A 25613-nucleotide genomic window follows, 5' to 3' on the forward strand; every position below is an offset into this window, starting at 1 on the left:
TATAGGAAGTGTTTTTCTAGGCTATGTATTTTCAGTTAACTTTTAAGCCAAGCTTGTAGTAAACTAGAGAGTAAGAAAAGGAAAGAGAGGGAAAAGGATATGCCAACACCTAGTATGGAGGACCATATCGAACAAATATACTTATTAATTGCCAACAAGGGATATGCGAGAGTGTCTGACATTGCTGAAGCATTATCTGTTCTTCCTTCTTCTGTTACAAAAATGGTTCAAAAATTAGATAAAGATGGTTATTTAGTTTATGAAAAGTACCGTGGACTGACATTGACGCCTAAAGGGGATAAGCTCGGAAAGCGTCTTGTGCAGCGTCATGAATTGCTCGAGCAGTTTTTACGAATGATTGGTGTGGATGAAGAACGTATTTATGATGATGTAGAGGGAATTGAACATCATTTAAGTTGGAATTCAATCGATCGTATTGCAGATCTTGTGCAAGTAATGGAAGAAAATCCAGACATCGTGAAAAAATTAGAGGCATCTAAGACACAGCACAATCTTTAAAATGATGGTGTGAAGGAAAGGGAGACAATATGAACGCATTAAAATCAGGTGAAGTCGTTACATTAACGGTATTAGAGCAACAAGCATCAAAATGGATTTTAACAAATGGAGTTGAAGAACTACCTTTAAATGCTTCAGAGGTAACAGAGCCACTAACAGTAGGTGACCGCCTTGAAGTATTTTTATTTGCAGACCGTCGTGGAGATTTGGCTGCAACAACGGCTATTCCAGCTTTTACACAAGGTGAATACGGCTGGGCACGTGTCTTGAAAGTAGTGGAACGTGAAGGTGCTTTTGTGGATATTGGTACATCTCGTGAAGTATTAGTAAGAGCAGAAGATTTACCTGCATTAAAAGAGGTATGGCCAGAACCAGGCGATCATTTATTTATGACACTACGTACAGATCGTAACGGTGATTTATTTGGTCGTTTAGCCACAGAGGAAAAAATTTCGGAGCTATATGAAGGTGCATTTGAAGATATGCACAATAAGAATATCCAAGCACGCCCATATCGTTTGTTACCGATCGGGACATTTTTGCTAGGTGTAGAGGTTCCTTACCGTATTTTTGTGCATGAGTCTGAGCGAAATAATGAGCCTCGATTAGGACAAGATGTAGTTGTACGTATTATTGATGTAAAAGACGATGGTTCCATGAATGGCTCACTTTTACCAAGAAAACATGAGCGACTTTCAAATGATGCGCAACAAATATTAAAGTATATACAGGATGTAGGCGGTAAAATGCCATTTGGTGATAAATCGTCTCCTGAAGAGATTCAAGAAATGTTTAATATGAGTAAAGGGGCATTTAAACGTGCCTTAGGAACGTTAATGAAAGCTGGTAAAGTGAAACAACAAGACGGTTGGACTGAAGAAATTTAAAGGATGGTTTGTTTGACTAGCTAGCAAAACATTTACAACAGGAAAAGTGACGAGAGACATCCTTGAAACCTTCTCGTCTTTTTTTCGTACTAATTATTGTATAGTGGCATACATTATACTTGCTAATTATGAAGTTTTAGCGAAAGGGGTCACACGATTTGAAAAAAACATGGATTAAAATACTAACTGCTACTATGTTAGTATTTGGAGTGATGGCACCAGCAACAGGATTTGCATCTGACAATACGCCTCCAAAAGCAATTGATGAAAAACTAGGCGTACCGATCGTCGTGTATGGAACAAATTTATCTGAGGCTGAAAAAGAGTCTGTAAAAAAATCATTAAAAGTAAGCGAAGAACCTGAAATTGAAGAAATTACTGTGTCTGGTGAGGATCTAGTAAAATACATTAAAGATAGTAATTCAAGCTCACGTATGTACTCTTCTGCAAAGATTACACGCAGAGAAGCAGGAGAGGGTCTAGTAATACAAATTGTCACACCATCAAATATAACGCAGGTAACTTCAGAGATGTACGCAAATGCGATGTTAACAGCAGGAATTCAGGATGCATCCGTACAAGTAGCTGCACCGAAAGCCGTTACAGGGCATTCAGCATTAGTAGGTATTTACAAGGCATATGAGGTCACTACAGGGGAAACACTGGATATTGATCGTACAGATGTAGCAAACGAAGAATTATCAGTAGCAACATCCATTGCAGAATCTGCAGGGGTAGACGATGCAAAGGTTGCGGAATTACTGACAGAAATTAAAAAGCAAATTGCAGAGCTAAAGCCAGCAACACGTGAAGATGTGGAGAAAATTGTAGAAGAGCAATTAAGTAAGCTTGAAATTAATTTAAGTGAAAAGGACCGTCAATTGCTAGTGGATCTAATGGATAAAATAAGCAAGTTGGACATTGATTTTAGTAAATGGTCTGATCAATTAAATGATATCAGTAATACAATCCAAGAAAAATTCGGCTCACTTATGGAAGATAAAGGTTTCTGGGAAAGCGTAAAAAGCTTTTTTGCTAATTTAAAAGATACTATTTCTTCATGGTTTAACTAAATTTATAGTTGATAGAAAGGAATCTGTTATACCTTCTCACTTTGCTAGAGAAGGTGTACAGATTTTTTTTGATGCAACAAGTGAAAGATTTTGAAGTGTGATGTTTTCGACATAGGAAAGCTAACCGAATATCTGGACATAGCTTCGCTGATTTGATAAAAGAAGCGTACACAAATTTTGTGAAAATATAAAAAGCTATGGTACTATGAATAAAAGGAGTGGTGAGAAATGGAATTCCAATTACAACAATTAGCAGAAAATAAGTTTGCATTTTTGAATGAGCAAGCAGGGGAAAAACTAGCAGAAATTACTTGGCAGCAAAATGGCTCAGTAATGGTAATGGATCACACATATGTATCTGATAAGCTCCGTGGTCAAGGTGTGGCCAAACAATTACTCGATCAAGCAGCATCGTATGCACGCGAAAATGGTTATAAAATGAAGGCCGTTTGTTCCTATGTGGTGGCAGCATTTGAAAAGTCAGATGCATACAATGATGTAAAACAATAAAAAATAAGGCAATCTGCTTTTAATTAAGCGGATTGCCTTTTAATTGCTAGAGCAAATCATGTAAATAGCTCCTTATAATAGAATGACACTATAAATTAGTACTGTTAAGAAGCCAGCCCCGCCAATTAATGAAGCCATATCTATCCAATCGTATGCTAAATCGAAATCTTTCATTTTAACCACTCTCCTATTTTAGTATTAATTCATTAATTCCCTTTACTTGCCTTTTATAATCATAAATAGTTACAAAATTTTGACGAATGCTAAAAATAAGGGTACGATAACTGGGCTTTAATAGGAAATAGAGTGAGATTGTCTGCATTAAAAACTAGACGAACTACAATGGATTGACGGAGTTTTTACTAGATAAAAGGGCAAGTATTTATCCATACATTAATATATATGCTAGAGGGTATAAAAAAATAATGTTTATTCTTTTAAGAATAGGGAAAAACTATACTACAGAGCTAGTTTCTATATTTTTAGGAGGTTATAAACTATGGCAAAACGAAAAGGAACAGGTGTTGTCGTTGCAGGATTAGCAGGACTAGCAGCATCTTATTTCAGTAAAAAAGAGAATCGTGATAAAGCACTAACAATGTTTAATAGTATGAAAGCAAAATTAGAGTCGTATCTTACTACAGGTCCTGATATGCATGACAATATTGCAGAACGTGTAGCAACAGAGGTAGCAACAGAGGCTGGTACTTCACCAACTAAAATTGCCTCGAATGAAATGGTAGCTGAAGGTGGAGGACATACTGGTGTCCATTTCTATAATGAAGAAATTCAAGAAAAGGAAAAGTAAACAAAAAACCTTCTCATCTAAGCATGAGAAGGTCTTTTGTGTGGGATAAGAATTGCGCCTGCAAAGAGCAATAATACAAAGCCAGTAAATGCAAAGCCACTGACAGTACCAAGTGATAGCCAACCTAATAAAGAAGAGCCTATAACTACTCCTAGAGAGAAAAACGCGTAGAAATAACCGTAAGCTTTTCCTCGTACTTCAGCAGTTGTAGAGTCAATTAGCAGCGAATTTACTGAAGGGAATAGGAAACCGAATCCGATCCCATAGCAAGCCATTGCTGTATAGAGTAAAGAGCTATAATTTGCTTGGCTAATTAATAGCTGGCTTATTCCCATTAAACCTATACCAAAAGACAATGTTTTGAGTGGATTAACCTTATCAAAAATACGATTAGTAGGTAATAGGAAAACTAGAACTGCAATAATACCAAATGTACTCATTAAAGTGCCGCTTAAACGAGAGTCGAAGCCTAAGGAATATACTTTAAGAGGGAGTAGATACGCAATAACCCCTTGAGAAAACATTAAGAAAAAGGCTCCTAAAAAGGCTTTTAATGTTCCTGTATTATTAAAAAAGACACTGATCGGAATATAATTACTTGGTTTAGCCTTCTCTTTTTTTACTTGATTTGCTTTCAATATAAAGAACGCAAGGATACCTAGCAGAAGCATAAAGCTTGCTGTGATATTGAAAACAAATGGTACACTTGTCCGGCTAGCTAAAATACCACTAAATGCAGGGCCTATAATGGCTGCAATACCAACAAAGGCGCCAGAAATAGCACTGCCCTTACCTCTTTTTTCCTGCTCTGTAGCGTTCGCTAGAAATGTAAAGGCAGCAGGAACAATGAAGCCTGCAACAAGGCCATGGATAAAACGTACAATTAATAGAGCAATGGGCTCTTCTACTAAATTATAAAATGTTAATGATAGACCTGTTGTTAGAAGACCTATTATGAGTATGATGAAAGGTCCTTTGCGATCCGTTAAGAAGCCAGAAATGATATTACCGAATGTATTGGAAAGCGAATACATGCCCACTGCAAGACCAGTGAGGAATGCCGATGCACCTAAAGACTCAGCATAAGTACTCATAACAGGAAGCTGGGTAAAAAGGTCGAAAAACGAAAAGAAAATAATAGCATAGATAAATTTCTTCATGGTTCCTCCGATGAAATAGAACATTATAGTCAATAAGATTAATATAGTCCTATTATAGCATCTTCCAATCGATAATACTTCTCACTTGTTTTTTGCTTTCACGTATAAAAAACGTCTAATAAGTATTAACTTATTAGACGTAGAGAATTTAATAATTAAGCTTTTGCAACTTCTTTTTTCATTGTTTTGTTTTTAGCAAGATTTACATGCCAAGAAAGTGCTTCCTCTAACAGATGAGGAGTTTGGTGGTTGCCAGTTGCTTCAACTGCACGGTTATAGTAATCCCATAATTGTTCTTTGTAATCTGGGTGTGCACAGTTTTCAATAATTAAAGGTACACGTTCTTTTGGTGCAAGACCACGTAAGTCAGCAATACCTTGTTCTGTAACGATAACATCAACGTCATGCTCTGTATGGTCAACGTGAGATACCATTGGCACGATAGAAGAAATTGCTCCACCTTTTGCGTATGATTTTGTAACAAAAATACCAAGGCGTGCGTTACGTGCGAAGTCACCTGAACCACCGATACCGTTCATCATACGAGTACCAGAAACATGTGTCGAATTAACGTTACCATAGATATCTAACTCAAGAGCTGTGTTGATTGAGATTAGACCCAAACGACGGATAAGCTCAGGGTGGTTAGAAATTTCTTGTGGACGTAAGCAAATTTTATCAGCATACTTTTCTAAATTACCATAAACTTTTTGCTGTAATTCTTCAGTAAGTGTGATTGAAGTTGCAGCAGCGAATTTAACTTTACCAGCATCGATTAAGTTAAATACAGCATCTTGAAGTACTTCAGATGCAACAATTAAATCTTCAAATTCTGAATCTGCAAAGCCATCAAGTACAGCGTTTGCTACAGAACCTACACCAGATTGCAATGGCATTAATTGTTTTGTTAAACGACCCGCTTTAATTTCATCACGGAAGAAGTCTAATAAAATGTTTGCCATCGTTTGTGTTTCTTCATCTGGAGGTACGATTAATGAAGGAGCATCTGGCTCTTCAGAGATAACAATTGCTTTAATTTTAGCTGGATCTACTTTGATACCAATATCACCAAGGCGTTGCATAGCATCTGTCATTGGAATAGCTTCACGTTTACCTTGTTCTCCAGGTACATAAATATCATGGATACCGATTAAAGCTTCTGGATGAGAGATATTTAACTCGATAATAATATTTTCTGCATATTCTGCAAAGATAGGTGAGTTACCTACAGAGTTTGTTGGAATGATTAAACCATCTTCAGTAATAGCAACCGCTTCAAGAATTAAATACTTGATTGGTCCGATAATTCCTTGGCGTACTAGCTCAGCATTATGAGAAAGATGAGCATCTACATATAAGATATCCCCAGAATTAATTAAATTACGGATACCCGCATCACCCTGGAATGGTCCACGTTTACGAATGGCACCAGCTTCTGCTAAGTACTTATCTACTTCTGGTCCTAATGATGCACCTGTATATACATCAATTTTGAATTCTTCATTTTTTGCGCGCTCAACTAATGCCATTGGAACAACTTTTGCATCCCCAGCACGAGTAAAACCACTCATCCCAACTACATCACCATTAGAAATAAGTGCTGCTGCTTCTTCAGCAGTTACAATTTTACTCTCAAGTTCTTTTAAACCTAGGCGTTTTTGAACATTTGCATCCATAAAAAAATCCTCCCCTAAATAATTTTGATGGAAACCGATTACAAAACTAGAAAAAACATTTAAGAATTTTCTGTTTATTCAGTTGTAGTATGACTCCAACCATTTGAATAATACTATCACCAAATTGTCACAAAAACTTTAGAATTAGCATTAAATTGAGTAAAAAAAGGAAAATCGAGCATTAAGATGATTTTTCGACAGAGAAAACGTTTTATTGTAGAGCTGTATAAATTTAGTTGTTTTCTATATTAAAAATAGTGCAAAAATAGTTAAATGTTGAGGTAAATGAGGCGGAGTTGTGCGCAAAAAAGAACAGCGAGCAATTATAAAAATTGCTCGCTGTTCATACAAATTAGAAACCTAAAGAACGACGGAAATAGCTTGCATAGCGTTGGCTAACAGGAATACGTGTACCATCTTTCATAATTAATAAAAACGTTGAGTGTGAATCTGGTTGAATTTCATCGATGTAGTCAATGTTAACGATATAAGAGCGGTGACAACGAATAAATGAGTCAGGTGCTAAAAATAGCTCTAGATCACTTAAGTTTAAACGGTGATAACCTTCACGTGTCATTGTTTTAACAAATGTTTTACGGAGTTGTGTTTCTAAATAAATAACTTGATCATGTTTGATTGGGTACCAGCAATCATCAATTTTGATTGTAATGTAGTTAGTTAAGAATGCTGATGGTTTTTGCGGGAAGATAGCAGTAATAGCTCCTTTTGTTTCGCCTTCCTCCATTAAAGGAATACTCATGCCATAATAAGCGACACCGAAGACATCAGGTTCGATATAAGAGCTGATTTTTTGACCATAGCTTAATGCTTTGTGTGCGGCTGAACCTTCTTTGATAGGGTCACCAGGTTTAATTTTTAAATCAACTTTCTTGCTTGGTTGGTAATACAAATATTCATTTGTATCAGAGATAGCGATGGACGTATTTTCAGGGAAGAATTCCTTAATAATTTCCATGATCTCTTCTATTTGTTTTGGATCCACTTTAAACACCTCGTCTAAACTTTTAAAAATAGTATTATCATCTATTTTACTACATATTCATATAAATTATATAGAGAAGATTTAGGAATAAAATAGAAAAATGTCGAATGATCCATTAGAATGATGTAAGTTGTTTTGTATAATTTGTAAATAAATTTATAAAATGACTAATTTATTTTGATATGTATATGGTAAAATTTAATTGTTAGGAATAAGTTTACGAGGTTTCTACTATGCATATGTGATAAATTAGAACTAGAGTAGCAATTAAAATGTGGTTGAAAGGAAATCGCAGAATATGGTAAAATTCACTGTATAGTCTATTTTTTTTATATCTGGTGTTTTAGTAGGGTTATTTTTGATTTATTTGTTAATAAAATTTGTGAAATAGGACTCAGTTCTTATATTGAATAAGTAAATACTATTTTCTTATTTTTAATTCGTCGGGATTGGTGTCAAATATTGTCATGCAATTCGTGCACTCTGAGGAAAGATGGGGAAGATTATGCAACTACATCAACATTCTATGTCAGAAACGATATCCAAAAGATACTTCCAAGAAATCGATAATATTAATCAATATATCGGTGTCGAAGAATTTTTTAATATTGAGTCGAAATTAATTTTTGAAATTTACCATTTAGAATCTGCAAAAGCGAAAAAATCTTTGCATGAGTTAATTGATATTCTCTCAATTCGTTTTGGCAAACAGGTCATTAAAATCGTTCGAAGTTATTTTTCTGTTTTGTCATCAATTGTTGCTCGTAAATTGCTGGACAATCAAGTACCTTCGAAAAAAGCATTTGCTTTCAATATTGCGTGTAACGATATGATAGAAAATCAAATGAAAGACGCAGAGTTTTTACAATTTGCTGATGATTTAATTGATTTCTTTGTTTACTTTATTGCAGATCGCAAACAACCGACTTTCCGACATCAAACTGTTAACAAAGTGATAATGTATATAAATGACGAGCTTGAAAATGATTTAACTGTTGAAAGTATAGCAAATAACTTTCATATAAGTACTAGTCACTTATCACGTATTTTTAGAGAACATGTGGGCATTACATTGGTTGAGTATTTAAATGTTAGACGTGTAGAAGAATCACAATACTACTTACGACATACAAACAAAAGTATTACTTCTATCTCAGATCAATTCCATTTCTGTAATCAAAGTTATTTTACTCGTATTTTCAAAAAATATACTGGAGTTACGCCAAAACATTTTAGAGACGAGCTTCATCATGAATTTTATCGTTTTGAAATGGCAGAAGCTGAATTACAAAATGTGTAGATTTTGAGCATAGAAAATGAGAAGGTGCGAACATATTAGCGTTGCTAAAGCTCGCATCTTTTTTGATGAATCATCTGAGGAACCAGCTTAAGGAATAAGTAGCACTTGCTATTTGATAAAGAGAGACCCTATAAGGTATACTTCACAGTAGTTGATAAATAATAGTAGGTGGAAAAATGAAAAATTTGAAGCTATTTTCAATGCTTGGTATTGCCGTTTTTGTTCTTAGTGGCTGTCAAGCTGTGCAAAACAAAGAAGGTTTTTTCTATAGTATCTTTGTAAAACCTATGGAATTTTTATTGGAGTTTTTCGGGAATGATATCTTTTCAGGGAGCTATGGTTTAGCAATCATTGCGATTACTGTTCTAATTCGTTTAGTATTAATGCCGATTATGCTAAAAAACTATCGTCAACAGCAATTAATGAAAACGAAGATGGATGCTTTTAAACCTGAAATGGAAGCCGTTCAGAAAAAAATGAAGGAAGCTAAGACAAAAGAAGAGCAAACGCAATATCAACAAGAAATGATGGCTCTATATCAAAAGCATGGCATTAATCCACTTAATATGGGTTGTTTACCGATGTTAATTCAAATGCCGATTATTATGGGTCTGTATTTCTCGATCTTGTATTCTGCCGATGTTAAATCCCATGAGTTTTTATGGTTTAGCTTAGGTTCACCTGATATCGTGATGACTATTGTTGCTGGGATTGTTTACCTAATCCAGGCTCGTGTATCTTTATGGACGGTACCAGAGCAACAAAAAGCGCAGATGAAAATGTTTATTTATATTTCACCAATTATGATTGTCTTTATCTCCATGTCTTCTATGGCAGCACTGCCTTTGTATTGGTCTGTCAGTGGTGCATTGTTGATTATTCAAACATATATTGGGCGTAAATATTATTCGGAACATCCTGAGAAAGCAAAAAAATAAATTGATTGATGTCGAGGCGCCTTTGCTGCCTCGATTTTTTTAGGAGGACAGCAAGATGAACAAAAAATGGCTATCATCTATTCTTGTCGCAATTTTTAGTATTGCAGCACTTGTATTTATTATTATGGGGAAATTTAATTTTGCTGTACTTGCAATGACGATCATGTTTGCCTTATCAAATGGGTTTAGAGCAAAAAGCTTTAAAGAGCAAGGTTATGTAAAAGAAGCAAAATGGATGCAGTATATGGCAATTTTTTTCGCAATTGCATCTATAGTAGTATTTGTCATCGTTCTAACAGATTAATTGAATATTTACGTGGGAAATTTACACCTGAAAATGTGAACAGTGCTAAAATAAGATTATAACTAGTAATACAATAAAATAGGTATTTTCAAGGTGAAATGCTTTAAATATCCTTTTAGATACCTGATATTTTAAAAGGGGTATAAAGAGTGAAAAACAATCGTCTTCCGCTTATCGTTGGTGCTTTCATATCTATCGCGTTAATTGTAGCAATTTTTGTAGTCTATAACTATAAAAATAATCAAGTAAATAGTGCATCTGATGAGCAGCCAAAAACAACAGAAACAAACAAAACAACTGAACAAGATTCTACTGTAACAGAGAAACCAGACAATACTGAAACTCCTGCAAAGCCAGAGCAACAACCAGACGAAAATGGATATCTCCCAAATCAAACATTACCTACGGAACCAACCTATATCAATGGAATTCTGTTAGCTAATAAAATTTATCCGCTTCCATCTACCTTTGCACCTGAAGAAAATCCAGAAGCACGAGAAGCGTTAAATCAAATGTTAGCAGCTGCCAAGCAGCAAGGATTTGATTTAGTTGCATTTAGTGGCTACCGATCTTTTGAATATCAAACAACCCTTTATGATAACTATGTTAAACGTGATGGACAGGCAGCGGCAGATCGATATAGTGCTCGTCCTGGCTACTCAGAACATCAAACAGGCTTAGCGTTTGATATAGGAGAGCGTGGAAAAGAAGATGTGTGGCTGACAGAAGAGTTTGGGGAAACTCCAGCAGGGCAATGGCTATTTGCACATGCACAGGAGTATGGCTTTATTTTGCGTTTCCCTCAAAACAAAGAAGAGATAACAGGTTATATGTATGAGTCATGGCACTATCGTTATGTGGGCAAAGAGATTGCAAAAGAGATAACAAAGAAAAACATTACGTTGGAAGAATATTTAGGCGTAAAATAATAAAAGGGAGAGAAGCCATTCTGTGAACAGGCTCTCTTCCTTTTTATTTTTATAAAATGGGTGTTAATAGACGGGAAATAGATTCTTTAAATTTAATCAGTGTTGAACGGTTTTTATACATTTCCCATGTTAATTCCGTACAATCAAAAATATCCTTCTCAAACAGTTCTGCCAATTGGTGCGATATATTTGCATCATATATGAAGGCATTGACTTCAAAATTTAGACTAAAACTTCGTACATCAATATTTGCTGTTCCGACAGAGGAAGCCTCGTCATCAATAATAATAGCTTTAGCATGGATAAAGCCCTTTTCATAGATGTAGACTTTGGCTCCAGCACGTAATAATTGACCCACATAAGAATAAGTAGCCCAATATACAAACATGTGATCAGGCTTATTAGGAATCATTATGCGTACATCGATGCCTGACAAGGTGGCAATTTTAATGGCGTCTAAAAAACTAACATCTGGGATGAAATATGGTGTTTGAATATAAATATATTTTTGAGCCATATTAATAAGCTTTAAGTAACCGATCTTTATTTGCTCCCAGTCTGAGTCTGGTCCACTTGAAACAATCTGTAAACCCACATCACCTTTTTGTGGGATGGCAGGGAAGTAACGATCAGAGTACCCCATTTTTTGTTGTGCACTAGCTTGGTTCCAGTCGAGTAAAAAGCGTGTTTGCAAAGGATGTACGGCACTACCCTCAATACGTAAGTGTGTATCTCGCCAATAACCAAACTTTTTTTGTAAACCTAAATACTCGTCACCGACGTTAAAACCACCAATATAGCCAATTCGACCATCAATGACAACGATTTTTCGGTGATTTCTAAAATTTAAACGAGGGTTAAGAAGTGGCAAAATGGATGGGAAGAAAACTTCTACTTCACCACCAGCATGCAGCAACTCTTTAAAATGGCGTCTTTTAACATTACGTGATCCCATTTCATCATAGAGAAGACGCACCTTAACACCTTGCTTTGCTTTTTTTATCAATGCATTGACGATACGTGTACCTAAGTCATCAAGTCTAAAAATATAATACTGGATGTGAATGTGATCTTTAGCTGCTTCAATGTCTTTAAGGAGCTGCTCAAACTTATCGGCACCATCATCAAAAATATCCAGATGGTTGTCCTGTGTTAACACCGCATTGTTTGTTCTGAGGTGCATATAAATCATCTCTTGATAATTTTCTGCATTAGCAATACGAAACTCAAACGTTTCATCTCGAATCGCTTCCATCTGATAGGTAATCAGATTATCAATCCCAATATCCTTGCGTCCTTCCCAACGAAATAGGTGCTTTCTTCGTAATTGTCTTCCAAGTAATAAGTACAAAATAAATCCAGCTAATGGCAGGAAAAATAACACGAGGATCCATGCCCATGTAGAGGTAGCATCTTTACGTTCTAAGAAAATGATGGTCATGGCTAATAAAATATTAAAAAACAAAGTTAAAGGAACTAAATATTCTATATCTGTAAAAATGCTCATTCCTACACCTGCCTTTGTATTGTTAATAACATACTTAGTATAGCCTACTTCAAATGCGGAAAGAAGATATGAAATGGCTAGATAGCATGGAAAAGGATTATCCCTTTGATATATAGGAATAATCCGCATGGTTTAATTAGTAATTCTCTAATAGTTAGAAATTCATAAAATGCAACCTACTATATTTTACGGAAGACGTAATGATTTACGGGATGCCTTATATATAAAGATTAGGCTTATAGAAAAAATGGCTATTGCAGCCGAAATATAATAACCAAGACTTGCTTGTACGGTAAATAACCATGTAAAAAAGAGTGGACCAAGAATACGTCCTAAGTTATCCATTGAATAGGACAGTCCAGCGGCAGTTCCATATTGTCCTCCAGATTCTTTAGAGGAGAGTGATACAACACATGTTCTTGCAAGTGCATTACCTGCTGTAAAGACACAAAGGGCAAGCCCAGCGATAAAAAGATTAGCTGTCAATGTAAATAAAAGCATGCCGATAGCAGTTACAATTTGTGCACCGATTAACCATGTCGTTTCACTGCCATTTTTTATGCGTCGAACGACCCCTCCTTGAATAGCAGCATCGACAAATCCACTAAACATGAACAAGTAACCAATTTGTAATGGTGTAATGTGAATTTTTTCGATTTGAAATAGCTGAAATGTAGCCTCTACGCCAGCTAGCATAAAAGTTACTAAAAAAGAAAACATAAATAGATAGCGCACACGGAATTGTAACATTGTTGCAGCACCCTTTGGCACTATAGCACGTTTATTTGAATCTTTTCGTTTTTTAGGTTCTTTTAGGACGAAACTTGCATAAATAAATAATAGTGCAATTAATGATGCTGATGCAGTAAACGGTAACTGCAAGCTATAATGGCCTAGCATTCCCCCGATTGCTGGACCAAAAATAAACCCAAGACCAATGGACATGCCCATAAAGCCCATATACTTATTGCGATCCTCTTCACTAGATATATCGGCGATAAATCCTGTTACTGCTGTATATAATGCACCTGAAAATAAACCACCAATAATACGTGAAACATACAATATAGCTAGGTTATCTATAAATAGCGAAAAAATAACAAAACTAAGGCTAAAGCCAATTAGACCAGTAAGGATTAGTTGTTTTCGCCCTACCTTATCTGATAGCATACCCCATAACGGTGCTGTGAAAAAACTTGCAAGTGAATAAACGGTCAATAAACCACCCACGTGGAGATCATGCCAATTTTGCTGCACAATTACCTCTGGTAAGACGGGAATAATAATGCCGAACCCTAGATAAACGAGGAATTGAACAGACATCAATAGTAAAATAGCCTTTTTCATACTGTTCCCTGCTTTCATACGATATTTCAATATGTATATTCTACCTCTCTTGTTCTTGCGATTACAACAATAGGGGAGGGGAAGCTTGAATAAAGTGGAACAATTTAGTAAAGAAAGAAATGAAGGTAGATTTTTTAAATCTATGTTCTGATTTTTGAATAAAATGTAGCCATTTTGGGTAATTTAAATATGTTTGATGGAAAAGTTTGATGATGTGAAAAATTTACAATGTAACAAAATTGAAAAATTTTAAAGGTAAGTTAAATGGTATGATAAATTTGTCAGACATCATACTCGTAGAAAAATGAAACTTTTTCGTAAATAAAACGTTATATAAAATCGAGGAAAGATTGAGGTGGAATGTATGACAAAAGAAGTAGATTTGAAAAAGATTGTTTCGAATTTATCTAAGTTGGGTGTAACAGCCACTGTAACAAAGTCTCGACTAGAACTTTTAAAAGTGCTAACACCACCAACGCAAACTCCGCAAGTTCAAGCTTAACTCGTTTCCAATAGAAAAAGGGAGGTCTCAATACGCGAGACTTCCCTTTTTCTATAGTTATTCATCTTCATCATGTGTGGTAAACATATATGTTCGATAATGGAATCGCATACTAAAGACTAGCCCAATCGCTAAAGCATTCCCCATAAGTGAACTTCCTCCGTAGCTAATGAACGGAAGTGGAATACCTGTGATAGGTAATAATTGAATAGTCATACCAATATTTTCGAAAACGTGGAAGGTAATCATAGCAATAATCCCAGCACATACATAGGTCGAGAAGGGATCTTTCAATAATAGGGTTGTCTTTGTTAAATGATAAATTAATAAGAAGAAAATACAAATAACAATACTAGCGCCAATAAAGCCCCATTCCTCGCCGATAACTGTAAAAATGAAATCAGTATGGTTTTCAGCTACATATACTTCACGATTTCTAAATCCCTTACCAAAAATTTCACCTGATCCAATGGCATTTAAAGAGGTAATTAAATGATAGCCATCACTGGATGAATAGGAATAGGGGTCTAGCCAAGAATAAATACGAGCAAATTGATAGGCCTTAAAACCAAATGTTTTTTCTAGAAAGTCCTGCATATAGAGTGCCATCCACAGTAGGGTACCGCCTGCTACCATGCCACCTAAAAATGTTGGTAGAATGATTTTCCAAGAAATACCTGCTACAATGATAAGTGCTGCCGTAATGGCAAAGAATACAAGTGCTGAGCCTAGGTCAGGCTGCTTTAAAATAATAGCTAATGGTACGATTAAGGTGATAGCGATTTTACCTAGTAGCAAAAAGTCTGTTTTAATTGATCGTAATGAATAAATTTCATGGTGCTTACTAATTAATCGAGCTAGTGCTAAAATGTAAAAAGTTTTCATAAACTCAGAAGGTTGAATATTTCCAATCGGCGTATGATACCAGCTTTTAGCACCATTAACGGGTGCACCGATTTGACCTTCTCCTTCTGGCATAAAAATAAGCAGTACCAGTAAGGCAATCCCTGCTCCATACATATACCATGACATTTTTTTATATTGATCTGGCTCAAAAAACATGACTATACCAATAATTACTGCACCAATCACATACCATTGCATTTGTTTTGGTACGTAGTTAATGCCATATTGTCCTGAAGTTTGGGCAGATGCAATAGCTAACAAACTAATGACTAGAAAAGTGAAGAGTATAAATGCAAGTGTCCAGTCAAAACGATTTGCGAAATTTCGTTTATTTTCCATAAAAGCCACCTAAAATTAAAATAGTATCTCAATATGAGTAAATGTGATGCGATTCTCCCTATTTCGTTTATAATTGGTCAAAGAAGAAAGCAAATTAATAACCAGCAGTGGTGTGAAAATAGCTCATATCTATTGATAAGCTTGCAATTTGCTTTGAATATTGTCAATGGAATTTTAAGCAAATACTTGAACTCATTGAGTAATCTAAACTTTATATGCAAATGCATGTTTAACATTCCTAATTATAACGCAAAAATTACTTTTATGCCTGCGTATATAGTAGTGACGACAATTAACATAAAATGTTTCAAAAAAATCATGTTTAGTCTTATAATGTAGTGAAGAATGGGGTGATGGTTGTGGCTAAAAAATTAAAGTCAGCTGATGATTTTATGTATCATATTTATGTTCATATGAATGATGTCGATAAATTTGTTATATTTAGCGGGTTAAAATTCTCGCAATTTGTGGCTGCACTTGAACCACTACATCACTTACTGTTATTAAAACATTCCTATGAAGACGGTTCTTTTAATATGCATACACAATTTGAATATGTATTAGAAGAAGATGTTCCTCGTTTTGTGAAAAAATCTGCTGAATCTAAAGAATTATGCTGGGTAGATTTTATGGACGAGAAGAGGCTAGATCATTTAACACCGATGGAACAAGGAGAATTGCTGTACATAAGTCACAAGAAAGAACCAATTACGTCAGCATTTTTTAATAAATTACAAAATAGATTCGTCTATTATTCTTCAGACTTAGAGAAAATGACTAAAATTTATTTTCGTCATTTAAGTGATTCGGATTTATTGGTTGCCAATGTTTTTAATAGTTTAATTCGTGAAAAGGAACGCAGCACTGGATTTTGGCGTCGAAAAGTAAAAGCGAGTATTCCTGCTATATCACCAGATTTTTTACGTTCTTACCGATCCTTTGCGAAAGATGGAGCGTTACTATCTTTGTATCGGATTGAGAAACCAAAAGTAGCGTATGGAATAGAAGTTCGCAATCTGTCTGAATATTCTTTTCCTGACGAAGTTTGGGATGACTTAAATACGATTTTAAAAACAGAGCATGATGAATTAATCTATATTATTTAAACTTCATGGTGACGCAATCAAAGAACTAAGATGTTGGTAGACAATATTTATGTTGCATTATTCCTGTACAATTTAATAGCAGGAAGTATTGATGCTGGGGCATAATCGAAGAAATGTACACGCAAAATCTCACCGTTAAAAATACGGTGAGATTTTTATGTCATTTGTCAAGACGTTTCATGATAAACTAATAGTACTCAAGAAGTATGTGGAGGGCACAAAAATGAAAAAAAGAATCGGTTTATTATACGGCGGAAAGTCAGCGGAGCACGAAGTGTCGTTATCGACAGCACGTGCAGTCACAGGAGCTTTGAATTTCGAGGAGTATGAAGTATATCCGATTTTCATTACAACTGACGGGGAATGGCGCCGTGGAGAGCGTTTAGAAAAACCCGTCAGTGCAATAGAAGAACTACAATTTGGTGATAATACTACAATTTTAGAAAATAATATCACTGATTTTTTGCTTGATAAAAATGGCAATGAGGTAAAGTTTGATGTCATTTTCCCATTGTTACATGGTACGAATGGTGAGGATGGAACAGTGCAAGGTTTACTTGAGGTTCTAAATTTACCGTATGTAGGAAATGGTGTATTGGCATCCTCTGCTGGAATGGATAAAGTGGTAATGAAGCAATTATTTGAAATTGCTGGATTACCTCAAGTGCCCTATACGTATTTTATTCGTAGTGAGTGGAAGAATGAGCAACACGCAATCATTGAACGCTGTGAAAATAACCTGAATTGGCCAATGTTTGTGAAGCCTGCAAACTTAGGGTCAAGTGTTGGGATTAGCAAGGCAACAGATCGCGAGCAATTGGTAAAAGCAATTGAGGTTGCTTTACAATATGATCGTAAAATCGTTGTTGAACAGGGAATTGTCGCTCGTGAAGTTGAACTAGCGGTGTTAGGAAATGACTATCCTGAAGTATCAGTGCCAGGAGAAATTAAACCCGTTACTGATTTTTATGATTATGATTCTAAATATAAGGACGGTTCTACAGCACTTATTATTCCAGCTGAGCTTCCAGTAGAAACTGTGGCAAGCTTAAAAGAACTGGCAAAGCGTGCATTTAAGGCTATAGATGGTAGCGGCTTAGTTCGTGCGGACTTTTTTGTAACAACTGAAAATAACGTTTACATTAATGAAGTAAACACAATGCCAGGTTTTACGCCTGTAAGTATGTATCCATTATTATGGCAGCATACAGATGTGAGTTATCCAGAGCTGATTGACCGTTTAATTACCCTAGCAATTGAACGCTATGAAGAAAAACAACAGCTTCACTATAAAAAAGACTGAGTGGGATTATCGTGAAAAAAACTTTAAAACAATTAGCTGCATGGTTAAATGAGGATATGGCGGCTTTGGGTGACACTGTTGTGTCAGGAATTTCTATTGATACAAGAACAATTCAACAAGGAGACCTATTTGTTCCATTTCGTGGTGAGCATACAAATGGGCATAAGTTTGTAATGCAGGCATTTGAGAAAGGTGCTGGAGCTTCTCTTTGGCAAAAGGATGAGCCGAATCCACCAGAAGGTTACCCGTTGTTGTTTGTGGATGATCCAGAATTAGCTTTGCAAGAAATGGCTAGAGCATATCGTAATGAACATAAAGCAAAATTTATAGGCATTACAGGTTCAAATGGTAAGACATCAACAAAGGATATTTTAGCGGGAACACTAGCTCCATTCTTTAAAGTACAAAAAACGATCGGGAACTTTAATAATCAATTGGGCTTGCCTATTACTATCTTACAGCTTGATGAAGATACAGATGTGGCTGTCCTTGAGATGGGCATGAGTGGATTTGGTGAAATTGAGTTTTTAACGAAGCTTGCTCGTCCACATATGACGGTTATTACCAACATTGGTGAGGCCCATATGCAGGATTTGGGGTCACGTGCAGGTATTGCAAAAGCTAAGTTTGAAATTATTCAAGGAATGCAAGAAGATGGTCTATTATTTTATGATGGTGATGAACCTTTGCTCAAGGAATTAGTGGCAAAAGAACAGCAATTACAGTCAGTGCCGTTCGGGTTAGAATCCAATAATCTTTTATACGCTGACAATATTCATGCTAACGCTGATGGCAGCCACTTCACTACACACGGTATGATCGAGGGTGATTTCTTTATTTCAGTGCTTGGCAAGCATCAAGTAAAAAATACACTTGTGGCCATGTTAATTTCTCATAAGCTAGGTTTAAGCAATGAACAAATACGTACATCCTTAGAGCATGTCGTATTAACTGATATGAGGATGCAACAGGTACTAGGAACGAATGGCGCTCTATTTATCAATGATGCCTATAATGCAGCTCCAACCTCTGTAAAAGCTGCCATTCAATTTATGGCTACATCAACTATTCGACCTGAAAAATGGCTTGTGTTAGGAGATATGCTAGAGCTTGGACCAAATGAGCAACGTTTCCATGAGGGTCTGGTTGAGCATATTAATGAGGATGAAATTGATTATGTCTGTTTGTTTGGCCCTCGGATGCTATATCTTTACAAAATATTAAAAGAGCGCTTTGAGGCTGAACGTTTATTGTATACAGAAGATGATTATACGGCTATTATTGAAAAGCTAAAACAAGCGAATGAATCATCTATTGTTTTACTTAAAGGTTCACGTGGTATGAAATTAGAGACAATCTTAAAGGCATTTACGTCATAGTAGCAATGAATCGGTGAGAGAAACGCTCACCGATTTATTTGTGTAGGTTTATCTTTGTTAAATGAGGTGAAGAATTTGTCAGTAGGTGTACTATGTATTCATGGATTTTCAGGTGGACCATATGAAGTGAAGCCATTCACAAGTTATTTACGTTCACATACAGATTGGATAATTGAAGAGCCAACATTGTCCGGACATGGTGAAGAATTACATATGAGTGGTTTTAAGGCGAAACACTGGTTAATGGATGCCGAATTAGCTTTCCGATCGTTGGCAAAAAAAGTTGACGAGGTAATCGTTGTTGGCTTTTCAATGGGAGGAATTATAGCGCTATATTTAGCTAAACGCTATAAAGTGAAAAAGCTTGTATTACTAAGTGCTGCTGCAAAGTATGTGAGCCCTAAACAGCTAGTCAAAGATTTTAAAATGTTAGCTACTGAAGCCTATCACCATAATTTAACTAATAACGAACTCTATCTACGATACCATCAGAAATTTAACAATGTGCCACTTGCCTCAACAGTAGAATTTATGAAGTTGGTAAGAATGGTGGAGCCGTATTATCGGCATATTCAAATTCCTGTATATATTGTGCAGGGGAAGTTGGATGGGATAGTGCCTTATCATACGGCTCAATTTCTTTTTGATGAATTAGCCTCTACAGACAAGGTTTTGTATTTTTCTGATAATGGCAAGCACCATATATGTTTTGAGGAAGATTGCTCTGAATGGTTTCCACAGGTTTTAATGTTTTTAAAAGGTAAATAAAGTAGTCAGATTATTACGACTCATGCGTTATCGTTGCATAGGATTTAAAGCCATGTTAGACTAGTGTAAGCAATGGATACATTTTGTGCGAAGACTCTTCATATTTGGTTGAAGAGTACTTTTTTTTGAACACAACGGTTTTATTCTAAAGTGAAAAATTACGACAGAATCGAACCGCTCGGTAAAGACCGGGCTTTCCTTTTCATATAAGAGAGCTCTATATGGACTATCATGTAGAGAAAATTTTTAAGTAACGGAAACGTTCCACTACACAGGCTCGAATTTGCCGACAACTTCATCTGAAAATGTAACCATTTGTCAACTTAAAAGGAAAAAAAGGAGATTGAGAAGTTTGACAAATTTTTCAGAATTAAATATTAGCGAATCTACATTACGCTCAGTAAAGCGTATGGGATTTGAAGAAGCAACACCAATCCAAGAAGGTACTATTCGTTTTGCGATTGAAGGCCGTGATGTATTAGGTCAAGCACAAACAGGTACTGGTAAAACTGCCGCTTTCGGGATTCCACTAATTGAAAAAATCGATCCAAAAAACCCTAATATTCAAGCATTAGTCATTGCTCCAACTCGTGAGTTAGCAATTCAAGTTTCAGAAGAGCTTTATAAAATTGGCTATGACAAACGCGTAAAATTATTATCAGTATACGGTGGTCAAGAAATAGGCCGTCAAATTCGTGCACTGAAAAATAGACCTCAAATCATTGTTGGTACGCCAGGTCGTATTATTGATCATATTAATCGTCGTACGTTAAAATTAGAAGATGTTCAAACATTAGTATTGGATGAAGCAGATGAAATGTTAAACATGGGCTTTATTGATGATATTAATTCAATCTTAGAAAACGTACCTTCTGAGCGCCAAACATTACTGTTCTCAGCAACAATGCCACCAGCAATCCGTAAAATTGCAGAAACATTTATGCGTGATCCAGAGATTGTAAAAATTAAAGCTAAAGAACTAACTGTTGATAACATTGATCAATATTTTGTTAAGTCTGCTGAACGTGAAAAATTCGATATTTTATCTCGTTTATTAAATGTACACCAACCAGAGCTTGCAATTATTTTTGGTCGTACAAAACGTCGTGTAGATGAGCTTGCACAGGCACTATCTATTCGTGGTTATTTAGCTGAAGGTATTCATGGTGATTTAAGCCAAGCGAAGCGTATCTCAGTATTACGTCAGTTTAAAGAAAATAAAATCGATATCCTTGTTGCGACTGATGTAGCCGCTCGTGGACTTGATATTTCTGGTGTAACACATGTTTATAACTTTGATATTCCTCAAGATCCTGAATCATATGTTCACCGTATTGGACGTACAGGTCGTGCAGGTAAATCAGGTCTTGCCGTAACATTTGTAACACCTCGTGAAATGGGTTACTTACGTATTGTAGAAGAAACTACGAAAAAACGTATGACACCTCTTCGCCCACCAACAACGGACGAAGCATTAGAAGGTCAACAACGCTTAGCTGTTGAAACACTGGAAGGTCTTATTGCTAATAACAATTTAGGTGATTACCGTACACTTGCAGCAGAATTATTAGACAATCATGATGCTGTTGATGTTGTTGCAGCTGCTCTGCGTTCATTAACGAGAGAGCCAGACGATACACCAGTAACAATCACAGAAGAACGTCCATTACCAATGCGTCGTGAACGTTCTAGCAATAACCGTGGTGGCGGTGATCGTGGCCGTGGTAACCGTAGCTTTGGCGGCGGACGTCGTGACAATGCTCGCAGTGGAGAGCGTCGCAGTAGCAGTAGCCGTCGAGAGGGTGGACGCCGTGAAGGCGGACGTCGTGAAGGTGGACAAGGTCGTTCTCGTTCTCCAAGACGTCACGAAGGATAATTTTAGACGAAATACACTTAATTTTTTATAGTAAACCTTACAGTCATGATGGCTGTAAGGTTTTTTTTCGGCTATAGTTGAAACAAAAAGGTGAGTGAATTCGTATACACCTAATGAAGAAAGAGGGGGAACGACAATGAGAGCACAACCGATTCATCAAATTTCTCGTAAAGGGCTAACAGTGTGGCGTTTATATGGAGTCATACAAACATTGGTGCTGTTAGTTGTAGCAGGACTTGTAAGCTATGGTACTTATTATTTTGAATGGCCTTCATTTATTTACTTCATAGCATGTGCAATTGTTTTACTAAGTGCGATATTATCTATTTTTATTTTCCCGAAAATAAGATGGGAAAGATGGCGCTATGAAGTTCGAGAGCATGAAATCGAAGTACAACATGGTTTATTTGTTGTGAAACGCACATTAATTCCAATGGTACGTGTGCAACATGTTGATACAACACAAGGGCCGATATTAAAAAAATACGACTTAGGTAATATCTCTATTTCTACAGCTGCAACTGTACATACGATTCCTGCACTTGTTATGGATGAAGCAGACGTACTGCGTGCGCGTATTTCTGATTTAGCAAGGGTGGCTGAAGATGATGTCTAAGGAAATTAATCGTTTACACCCAGTGTCTGCAATTATAACGAGTGTAAAAGCATTGAAAAGTATGATATTACCAATTGCCATTATTATCATAAGTAACGGCTTTAATTTTTCTTTGAATTTTCGTAGTGATCATTTTTTTGAAACCATTTTACTTTTCGGTGTATGGGGAGTAGCAGCACTTCTTGCGCTCGTGGGAGGAATCATAAAATGGCGGACATTTGTTTACTGGTTTGAAGATGGGGAGTTGCGTGTGACATATGGATTATTTGTTAAAAAGAAACGTTATATCCCTTTTGAACGTATTCAAAGTTTGAATTACAATGAAGGTGTTTTTCATCGTATTTTTGGTTTAGTGAAAGTTCAGGTGGAGACTGCTGGTAGTAAAGGGGGAAAACCTGAGGTTGAGCTGACAGCCATTCGCAAAGCAGCAGCAGATGTTATTGAATTAGAAATGCGTCATGCTAAAAACGAAGCAGTTCAACAACAGGATCAAATGCAGGTTGTAGAGGAAGCTATACCAACTCCGATGATTTACCATATGTCCATGCGAGATTTACTAGTATTAGCAACAACATCTGGTGGAATTGGTGTTGTGTTATCAGGTCTTGCAGCCGTTGCTTCACAATTTTCCGACATTATTCCTTATGAAACTGTATTTCATGAGTTAGCTGATTTCGTGAAAATCGGCGCATTTTTAGTGGCATTGACGGTGATGGTTGTTTTAATTGTTGCTTGGATTGTATCAGTGGTCATCACACTGATAAATTATTATGATTACACTGTCCGCATTGAGGAAGAAAAGTTGATTATCACAAAGGGACTGTTAGAAAAAAAGCGTATTACTTTGCCGTTGAATCGAATTCAGGCAATTCGTATTGTGGAAAATCCACTACGTCAGTTAACAGGCTATGCTACAGTGGTTGTTGAAAGTGCTGGTGGTAATGGTGAAAATGGAAATGATAAAAAAATTACGCTATTTCCACTTATTAAGAAGCCGGATTGTATGCAAACATTAGAACAGCTTTTCCCAGAAATGAATTGGCAGCCTACATTTACTCGCTCACCAAAAAGGGCAAGACCATTTTTTTATCGCATTGATTTTTTCTGGCTAGTTCCGATTATCGGTGCATCTATCTATTTCTTTTATCCATACGGGCTATTGTCGTTGCTGTTAATTCCATTAACAATGTTACTTGGTATTTGGCAACATAAAACAGCAGGCTATCAAATAGATGGCAAGCAACTGGCTATGCAGTATCGAGTGTTTAGTCGAATTACGTTAACCATGGAGAAGAAGCGAATTCAATCTATTGAAAGTACACAATCGTACTTTCAAAAAAGAAAGAATGTTATGTCTGTAAAAGCAACCGTCATGTCAGGAGCAACTGGTACAACGGGGAGTGTTTCCAGCTTAGAGCAACAAGATGCCGAGACGATCTTAACATGGTACGAACATTAATGAACTAAAAAGCTAATCCTTTCAATTTTATGGAAGGATTAGCTTTTTTAACTATAAATAAATAGAGATGCTGTTTATAATAAAATAAATAGAACAAAAGGGGTGGAGACATTGTTTAAATATGACATTAATGAAAGCGCTTATTTAAAGCTTTTGGATTTAAGTGATGTAGAAGAGTTATTCGCTTTAACTGACCGTTCAAGGGATACATTACGTGAATGGTTGCCCTTTGTAGATGATGTCAAAACAGTAAAGGATACTGAGCAATTCGTAAAAAATGCTATGCAACAATATGCTGATCACAATGGCATACAAGCAGGGATTTACTATGATGGAAAGCTTGCGGGTGTTATTGGTTATCACCAAATCAACTGGCAACATAAATGGACAAGTATTGGCTACTGGCTAGGGAATGAATTTGTAGGAAAGGGGCTCGTTACGAATTCCATGAAAGCATTGATTGATTTTGCCTTTAATTATTTAAAGTTAAATCGTATAGAAGTGCGTGTTGCAGTTGGTAATATTCGTAGTCGTACAATCCCAAAGGTATTGGGCTTTCATGAAGAAGGGCGTTTAAGGGATGCTGAGTGGCTATATGATCACTACGTAGATCAGGTTGTTTATGGTTTAACAGCAACTGAATGGAAAAAAATAAAGATGTCAAATGAAGCTACAGTGGTTTTATAATGGAGGTCATTGTAAGGAAAGAGGAGCAGCTCTATAGGTGAGCAGCTCCTCTTTTTAATGTTATGGTCTACCAGCCATCTTTTGTTTGCGCCAGCTTAAAATTCTTTTTGGATGTAAATAGACAAGTCCAAGGATAAATCCGGTTACTAGACCGCCTAAATGAGCAAAGACATTCACATTTGGTTGGAGAAAGGTCATAATGACACTGATGACGATGATTGGTAAAATGAGCTTACGAAGCATGGGCATTGTACGTCGAGTATAGTAAACTAATGCCCCAAATGCACCAAAAATTCCAAAAATAGCCCCACTTGCACCAAGGCTGGCATAACTACTATCATAGAATATATAGGTTGCCATGTTGCCTACAATACCTGATACTAAATAAATTGTAATGAAACGTGCTTTCCCTGCGATTTTTTCTAGCTCTGGTCCAAAGAGATATAAGGAAAACATATTAAAAAATACATGCATAAAACCTGCATGTAAAAACATGGCAGAGAAAACACGCCACCATTCCCCACTTTGAATCAGGAAATTTGCTTGGATTCCGTAATTCCACAAGAGTGTTCCTATGCTGGGTATGAGAGACAATACATAAAGAGTAAGATTTATTGCTATTAAAGTTGAAACAACAGGGTAATACTTTGTATATTGCTTAAAATTTTCCGTTCTACTAAACATGGCTCCACCTCAATTTACAATTATTAT

Annotated in this window: 25 protein-coding genes; 18 read left to right on the top strand and 7 right to left on the bottom strand. The window is 36.1% G+C overall.

The features are described 5' to 3' along the window. The first annotated feature begins 99 nt into the window (after positions 1-99). From mntR to C7B89_RS21740, 5 genes are all read left to right on the top strand, one after another. A complete protein-coding gene (gene mntR / locus C7B89_RS21720) occupies positions 100-519 on the top strand; it encodes a transcriptional regulator MntR (RefSeq protein WP_004231993.1) in 420 nt (139 codons plus the stop codon). A 29-nt stretch (positions 520-548) separates the two neighbouring features. Next, positions 549-1406, top strand: coding sequence for a CvfB family protein (locus C7B89_RS21725; protein ID WP_048394250.1), 858 nt, complete (start codon positions 549-551; stop codon positions 1404-1406). Positions 1407-1564: 158 nt separating this feature from the next. Then, positions 1565-2479, top strand: coding sequence for a DUF1002 domain-containing protein (locus tag C7B89_RS21730; protein WP_115674566.1), 915 nt, complete (start codon positions 1565-1567; stop codon positions 2477-2479). 228 nt (positions 2480-2707) lie between these two features. After that, on the top strand, positions 2708-2989 hold the full coding sequence (locus C7B89_RS21735; RefSeq protein WP_009370656.1) for a GNAT family N-acetyltransferase: 282 nt from the start codon (positions 2708-2710) through the stop codon (positions 2987-2989). Between the two features lie 499 nt (positions 2990-3488). Continuing rightward, positions 3489-3797, top strand: coding sequence for a hypothetical protein (locus tag C7B89_RS21740; RefSeq protein WP_004232000.1), 309 nt, complete (start codon positions 3489-3491; stop codon positions 3795-3797). A gap of 17 nt (positions 3798-3814) precedes the next feature. On the opposite strand, the gene C7B89_RS21745 is transcribed toward C7B89_RS21740, so the two are convergent. The 3 genes from C7B89_RS21745 to C7B89_RS21755 all read right to left on the bottom strand — a co-directional run bounded on the left by C7B89_RS21745 (position 3815) and on the right by C7B89_RS21755 (position 7636). Next, on the bottom strand, positions 3815-4957 hold the full coding sequence (locus tag C7B89_RS21745; RefSeq protein WP_244205752.1) for an MFS transporter: 1143 nt from the start codon (positions 4955-4957) through the stop codon (positions 3815-3817). A gap of 155 nt (positions 4958-5112) precedes the next feature. Next, positions 5113-6633: a succinate CoA transferase gene (locus tag C7B89_RS21750; protein WP_016992711.1), complete on the bottom strand. Its 1521-nt coding sequence runs from the start codon at positions 6631-6633 to the stop codon at positions 5113-5115. A gap of 352 nt (positions 6634-6985) precedes the next feature. Further along, on the bottom strand, positions 6986-7636 hold the full coding sequence (locus C7B89_RS21755) for a LytTR family DNA-binding domain-containing protein (protein WP_004232004.1): 651 nt from the start codon (positions 7634-7636) through the stop codon (positions 6986-6988). Positions 7637-8141: 505 nt separating this feature from the next. On the opposite strand from C7B89_RS21755, the gene C7B89_RS21760 reads away from it, so the two are divergent. The 4 genes from C7B89_RS21760 to C7B89_RS21775 all read left to right on the top strand — a co-directional run bounded on the left by C7B89_RS21760 (position 8142) and on the right by C7B89_RS21775 (position 11107). Continuing rightward, entirely contained in the window at positions 8142-8936 is a 795-nt protein-coding gene (locus C7B89_RS21760; protein WP_048394255.1) for a helix-turn-helix transcriptional regulator, read from the top strand. 176 nt (positions 8937-9112) lie between these two features. Then, complete coding sequence (gene yidC / locus C7B89_RS21765; RefSeq protein ID WP_004232011.1) at positions 9113-9874, top strand: membrane protein insertase YidC; 762 nt, start codon at positions 9113-9115, stop codon at positions 9872-9874. 55 nt (positions 9875-9929) lie between these two features. Further along, a complete protein-coding gene (locus tag C7B89_RS21770) occupies positions 9930-10178 on the top strand; it encodes a hypothetical protein (protein ID WP_054549596.1) in 249 nt (82 codons plus the stop codon). Between the two features lie 149 nt (positions 10179-10327). Continuing rightward, the gene (locus C7B89_RS21775) at positions 10328-11107 is read left to right on the top strand and encodes a M15 family metallopeptidase (protein ID WP_115674568.1); all 780 of its coding nucleotides are present in this window, start codon (positions 10328-10330) and stop codon (positions 11105-11107) included. Positions 11108-11156: 49 nt separating this feature from the next. Here the strand turns inward: C7B89_RS21775 and cls are convergent, their stop codons facing one another. Both cls and C7B89_RS21785 read right to left on the bottom strand, forming a co-directional pair. Then, complete coding sequence (gene cls / locus C7B89_RS21780) at positions 11157-12614, bottom strand: cardiolipin synthase (RefSeq protein ID WP_103119112.1); 1458 nt, start codon at positions 12612-12614, stop codon at positions 11157-11159. 186 nt (positions 12615-12800) lie between these two features. Next, the gene (locus C7B89_RS21785) at positions 12801-13961 is read right to left on the bottom strand and encodes an MFS transporter (protein ID WP_115674569.1); all 1161 of its coding nucleotides are present in this window, start codon (positions 13959-13961) and stop codon (positions 12801-12803) included. A 364-nt stretch (positions 13962-14325) separates the two neighbouring features. Here C7B89_RS21785 and C7B89_RS23140 point away from each other — a divergent pair, with 364 nt between their 5' ends. Further along, positions 14326-14463: an Lmo0850 family protein gene (locus C7B89_RS23140; protein WP_004232019.1), complete on the top strand. Its 138-nt coding sequence runs from the start codon at positions 14326-14328 to the stop codon at positions 14461-14463. A 57-nt stretch (positions 14464-14520) separates the two neighbouring features. Here the strand turns inward: C7B89_RS23140 and C7B89_RS21790 are convergent, their stop codons facing one another. Further along, entirely contained in the window at positions 14521-15708 is a 1188-nt protein-coding gene (locus C7B89_RS21790) for an FtsW/RodA/SpoVE family cell cycle protein (RefSeq protein WP_036079404.1), read from the bottom strand. A gap of 353 nt (positions 15709-16061) precedes the next feature. Between C7B89_RS21790 and C7B89_RS21795 the strand changes: the two genes are divergently transcribed. From C7B89_RS21795 to C7B89_RS21830, 8 genes are all read left to right on the top strand, one after another. Continuing rightward, positions 16062-16814 carry a hypothetical protein gene (locus C7B89_RS21795; protein ID WP_048394266.1) on the top strand — a complete coding sequence of 251 codons (753 nt, stop codon included), beginning with the start codon at positions 16062-16064 and terminating at the stop codon, positions 16812-16814. 223 nt (positions 16815-17037) lie between these two features. Continuing rightward, positions 17038-18117, top strand: coding sequence for a D-alanine--D-alanine ligase (locus tag C7B89_RS21800; protein ID WP_048394267.1), 1080 nt, complete (start codon positions 17038-17040; stop codon positions 18115-18117). An 11-nt stretch (positions 18118-18128) separates the two neighbouring features. Beyond that, positions 18129-19496, top strand: a complete 1368-nt coding sequence (locus tag C7B89_RS21805) for a UDP-N-acetylmuramoyl-tripeptide--D-alanyl-D-alanine ligase (RefSeq protein ID WP_115674570.1) — start codon at positions 18129-18131, stop codon at positions 19494-19496. Positions 19497-19571: 75 nt separating this feature from the next. Next, on the top strand, positions 19572-20264 hold the full coding sequence (locus C7B89_RS21810; RefSeq protein WP_054549593.1) for an alpha/beta hydrolase: 693 nt from the start codon (positions 19572-19574) through the stop codon (positions 20262-20264). A gap of 352 nt (positions 20265-20616) precedes the next feature. Further along, positions 20617-22140, top strand: coding sequence for a degradosome RNA helicase CshA (gene cshA, locus C7B89_RS21815; RefSeq protein ID WP_054549592.1), 1524 nt, complete (start codon positions 20617-20619; stop codon positions 22138-22140). A gap of 136 nt (positions 22141-22276) precedes the next feature. Further along, positions 22277-22756 carry a PH domain-containing protein gene (locus C7B89_RS21820; RefSeq protein WP_004232029.1) on the top strand — a complete coding sequence of 160 codons (480 nt, stop codon included), beginning with the start codon at positions 22277-22279 and terminating at the stop codon, positions 22754-22756. Continuing rightward, positions 22749-24215, top strand: a complete 1467-nt coding sequence (locus tag C7B89_RS21825; RefSeq protein WP_115674571.1) for a PH domain-containing protein — start codon at positions 22749-22751, stop codon at positions 24213-24215. The genes C7B89_RS21820 and C7B89_RS21825 overlap by 8 nt, the downstream gene beginning before the upstream one ends. A 111-nt stretch (positions 24216-24326) precedes the next feature. Further along, entirely contained in the window at positions 24327-24902 is a 576-nt protein-coding gene (locus tag C7B89_RS21830; RefSeq protein ID WP_054549589.1) for a GNAT family N-acetyltransferase, read from the top strand. 60 nt (positions 24903-24962) lie between these two features. On the opposite strand, the gene C7B89_RS21835 is transcribed toward C7B89_RS21830, so the two are convergent. After that, positions 24963-25586, bottom strand: a complete 624-nt coding sequence (locus C7B89_RS21835) for a rhomboid family intramembrane serine protease (RefSeq protein ID WP_048394279.1) — start codon at positions 25584-25586, stop codon at positions 24963-24965. Between the last annotated feature and the right edge of the window lie 27 nt (positions 25587-25613).

It is taken from the genome of Lysinibacillus capsici, from assembly GCF_003367505.1.
Classification (GTDB): domain Bacteria; phylum Bacillota; class Bacilli; order Bacillales_A; family Planococcaceae; genus Lysinibacillus; species Lysinibacillus capsici.

What these genes read in the sequence shown, in the direction of transcription:
- C7B89_RS21795 (WP_048394266.1), top strand. Translation starts at nt 16,062, where the DNA reads ATGGTTGTGGCTAAAAAATTAAAGTCAGCTGATGATTTTATGTATCAT.
- C7B89_RS23140 (WP_004232019.1), top strand. Translation starts at nt 14,326, where the DNA reads ATGACAAAAGAAGTAGATTTGAAAAAGATTGTTTCGAATTTATCTAAG.
- C7B89_RS21790 (WP_036079404.1), bottom strand. Translation starts at nt 15,708, where the DNA reads ATGGAAAATAAACGAAATTTCGCAAATCGTTTTGACTGGACACTTGCA.
- C7B89_RS21825 (WP_115674571.1), top strand. Translation starts at nt 22,749, where the DNA reads ATGTCTAAGGAAATTAATCGTTTACACCCAGTGTCTGCAATTATAACG.
- C7B89_RS21760 (WP_048394255.1), top strand. Translation starts at nt 8,142, where the DNA reads ATGCAACTACATCAACATTCTATGTCAGAAACGATATCCAAAAGATAC.
- C7B89_RS21835 (WP_048394279.1), bottom strand. Translation starts at nt 25,586, where the DNA reads ATGTTTAGTAGAACGGAAAATTTTAAGCAATATACAAAGTATTACCCT.
- C7B89_RS21745 (WP_244205752.1), bottom strand. Translation starts at nt 4,957, where the DNA reads ATGAAGAAATTTATCTATGCTATTATTTTCTTTTCGTTTTTCGACCTT.
- cls (WP_103119112.1), bottom strand. Translation starts at nt 12,614, where the DNA reads ATGAGCATTTTTACAGATATAGAATATTTAGTTCCTTTAACTTTGTTT.
- yidC (WP_004232011.1), top strand. Translation starts at nt 9,113, where the DNA reads ATGAAAAATTTGAAGCTATTTTCAATGCTTGGTATTGCCGTTTTTGTT.
- C7B89_RS21735 (WP_009370656.1), top strand. Translation starts at nt 2,708, where the DNA reads ATGGAATTCCAATTACAACAATTAGCAGAAAATAAGTTTGCATTTTTG.
- C7B89_RS21800 (WP_048394267.1), top strand. Translation starts at nt 17,038, where the DNA reads ATGAAAAAAAGAATCGGTTTATTATACGGCGGAAAGTCAGCGGAGCAC.
- mntR (WP_004231993.1), top strand. Translation starts at nt 100, where the DNA reads ATGCCAACACCTAGTATGGAGGACCATATCGAACAAATATACTTATTA.
- C7B89_RS21785 (WP_115674569.1), bottom strand. Translation starts at nt 13,961, where the DNA reads ATGAAAAAGGCTATTTTACTATTGATGTCTGTTCAATTCCTCGTTTAT.
- C7B89_RS21750 (WP_016992711.1), bottom strand. Translation starts at nt 6,633, where the DNA reads ATGGATGCAAATGTTCAAAAACGCCTAGGTTTAAAAGAACTTGAGAGT.
- C7B89_RS21770 (WP_054549596.1), top strand. Translation starts at nt 9,930, where the DNA reads ATGAACAAAAAATGGCTATCATCTATTCTTGTCGCAATTTTTAGTATT.
- C7B89_RS21725 (WP_048394250.1), top strand. Translation starts at nt 549, where the DNA reads ATGAACGCATTAAAATCAGGTGAAGTCGTTACATTAACGGTATTAGAG.
- C7B89_RS21820 (WP_004232029.1), top strand. Translation starts at nt 22,277, where the DNA reads ATGAGAGCACAACCGATTCATCAAATTTCTCGTAAAGGGCTAACAGTG.
- C7B89_RS21740 (WP_004232000.1), top strand. Translation starts at nt 3,489, where the DNA reads ATGGCAAAACGAAAAGGAACAGGTGTTGTCGTTGCAGGATTAGCAGGA.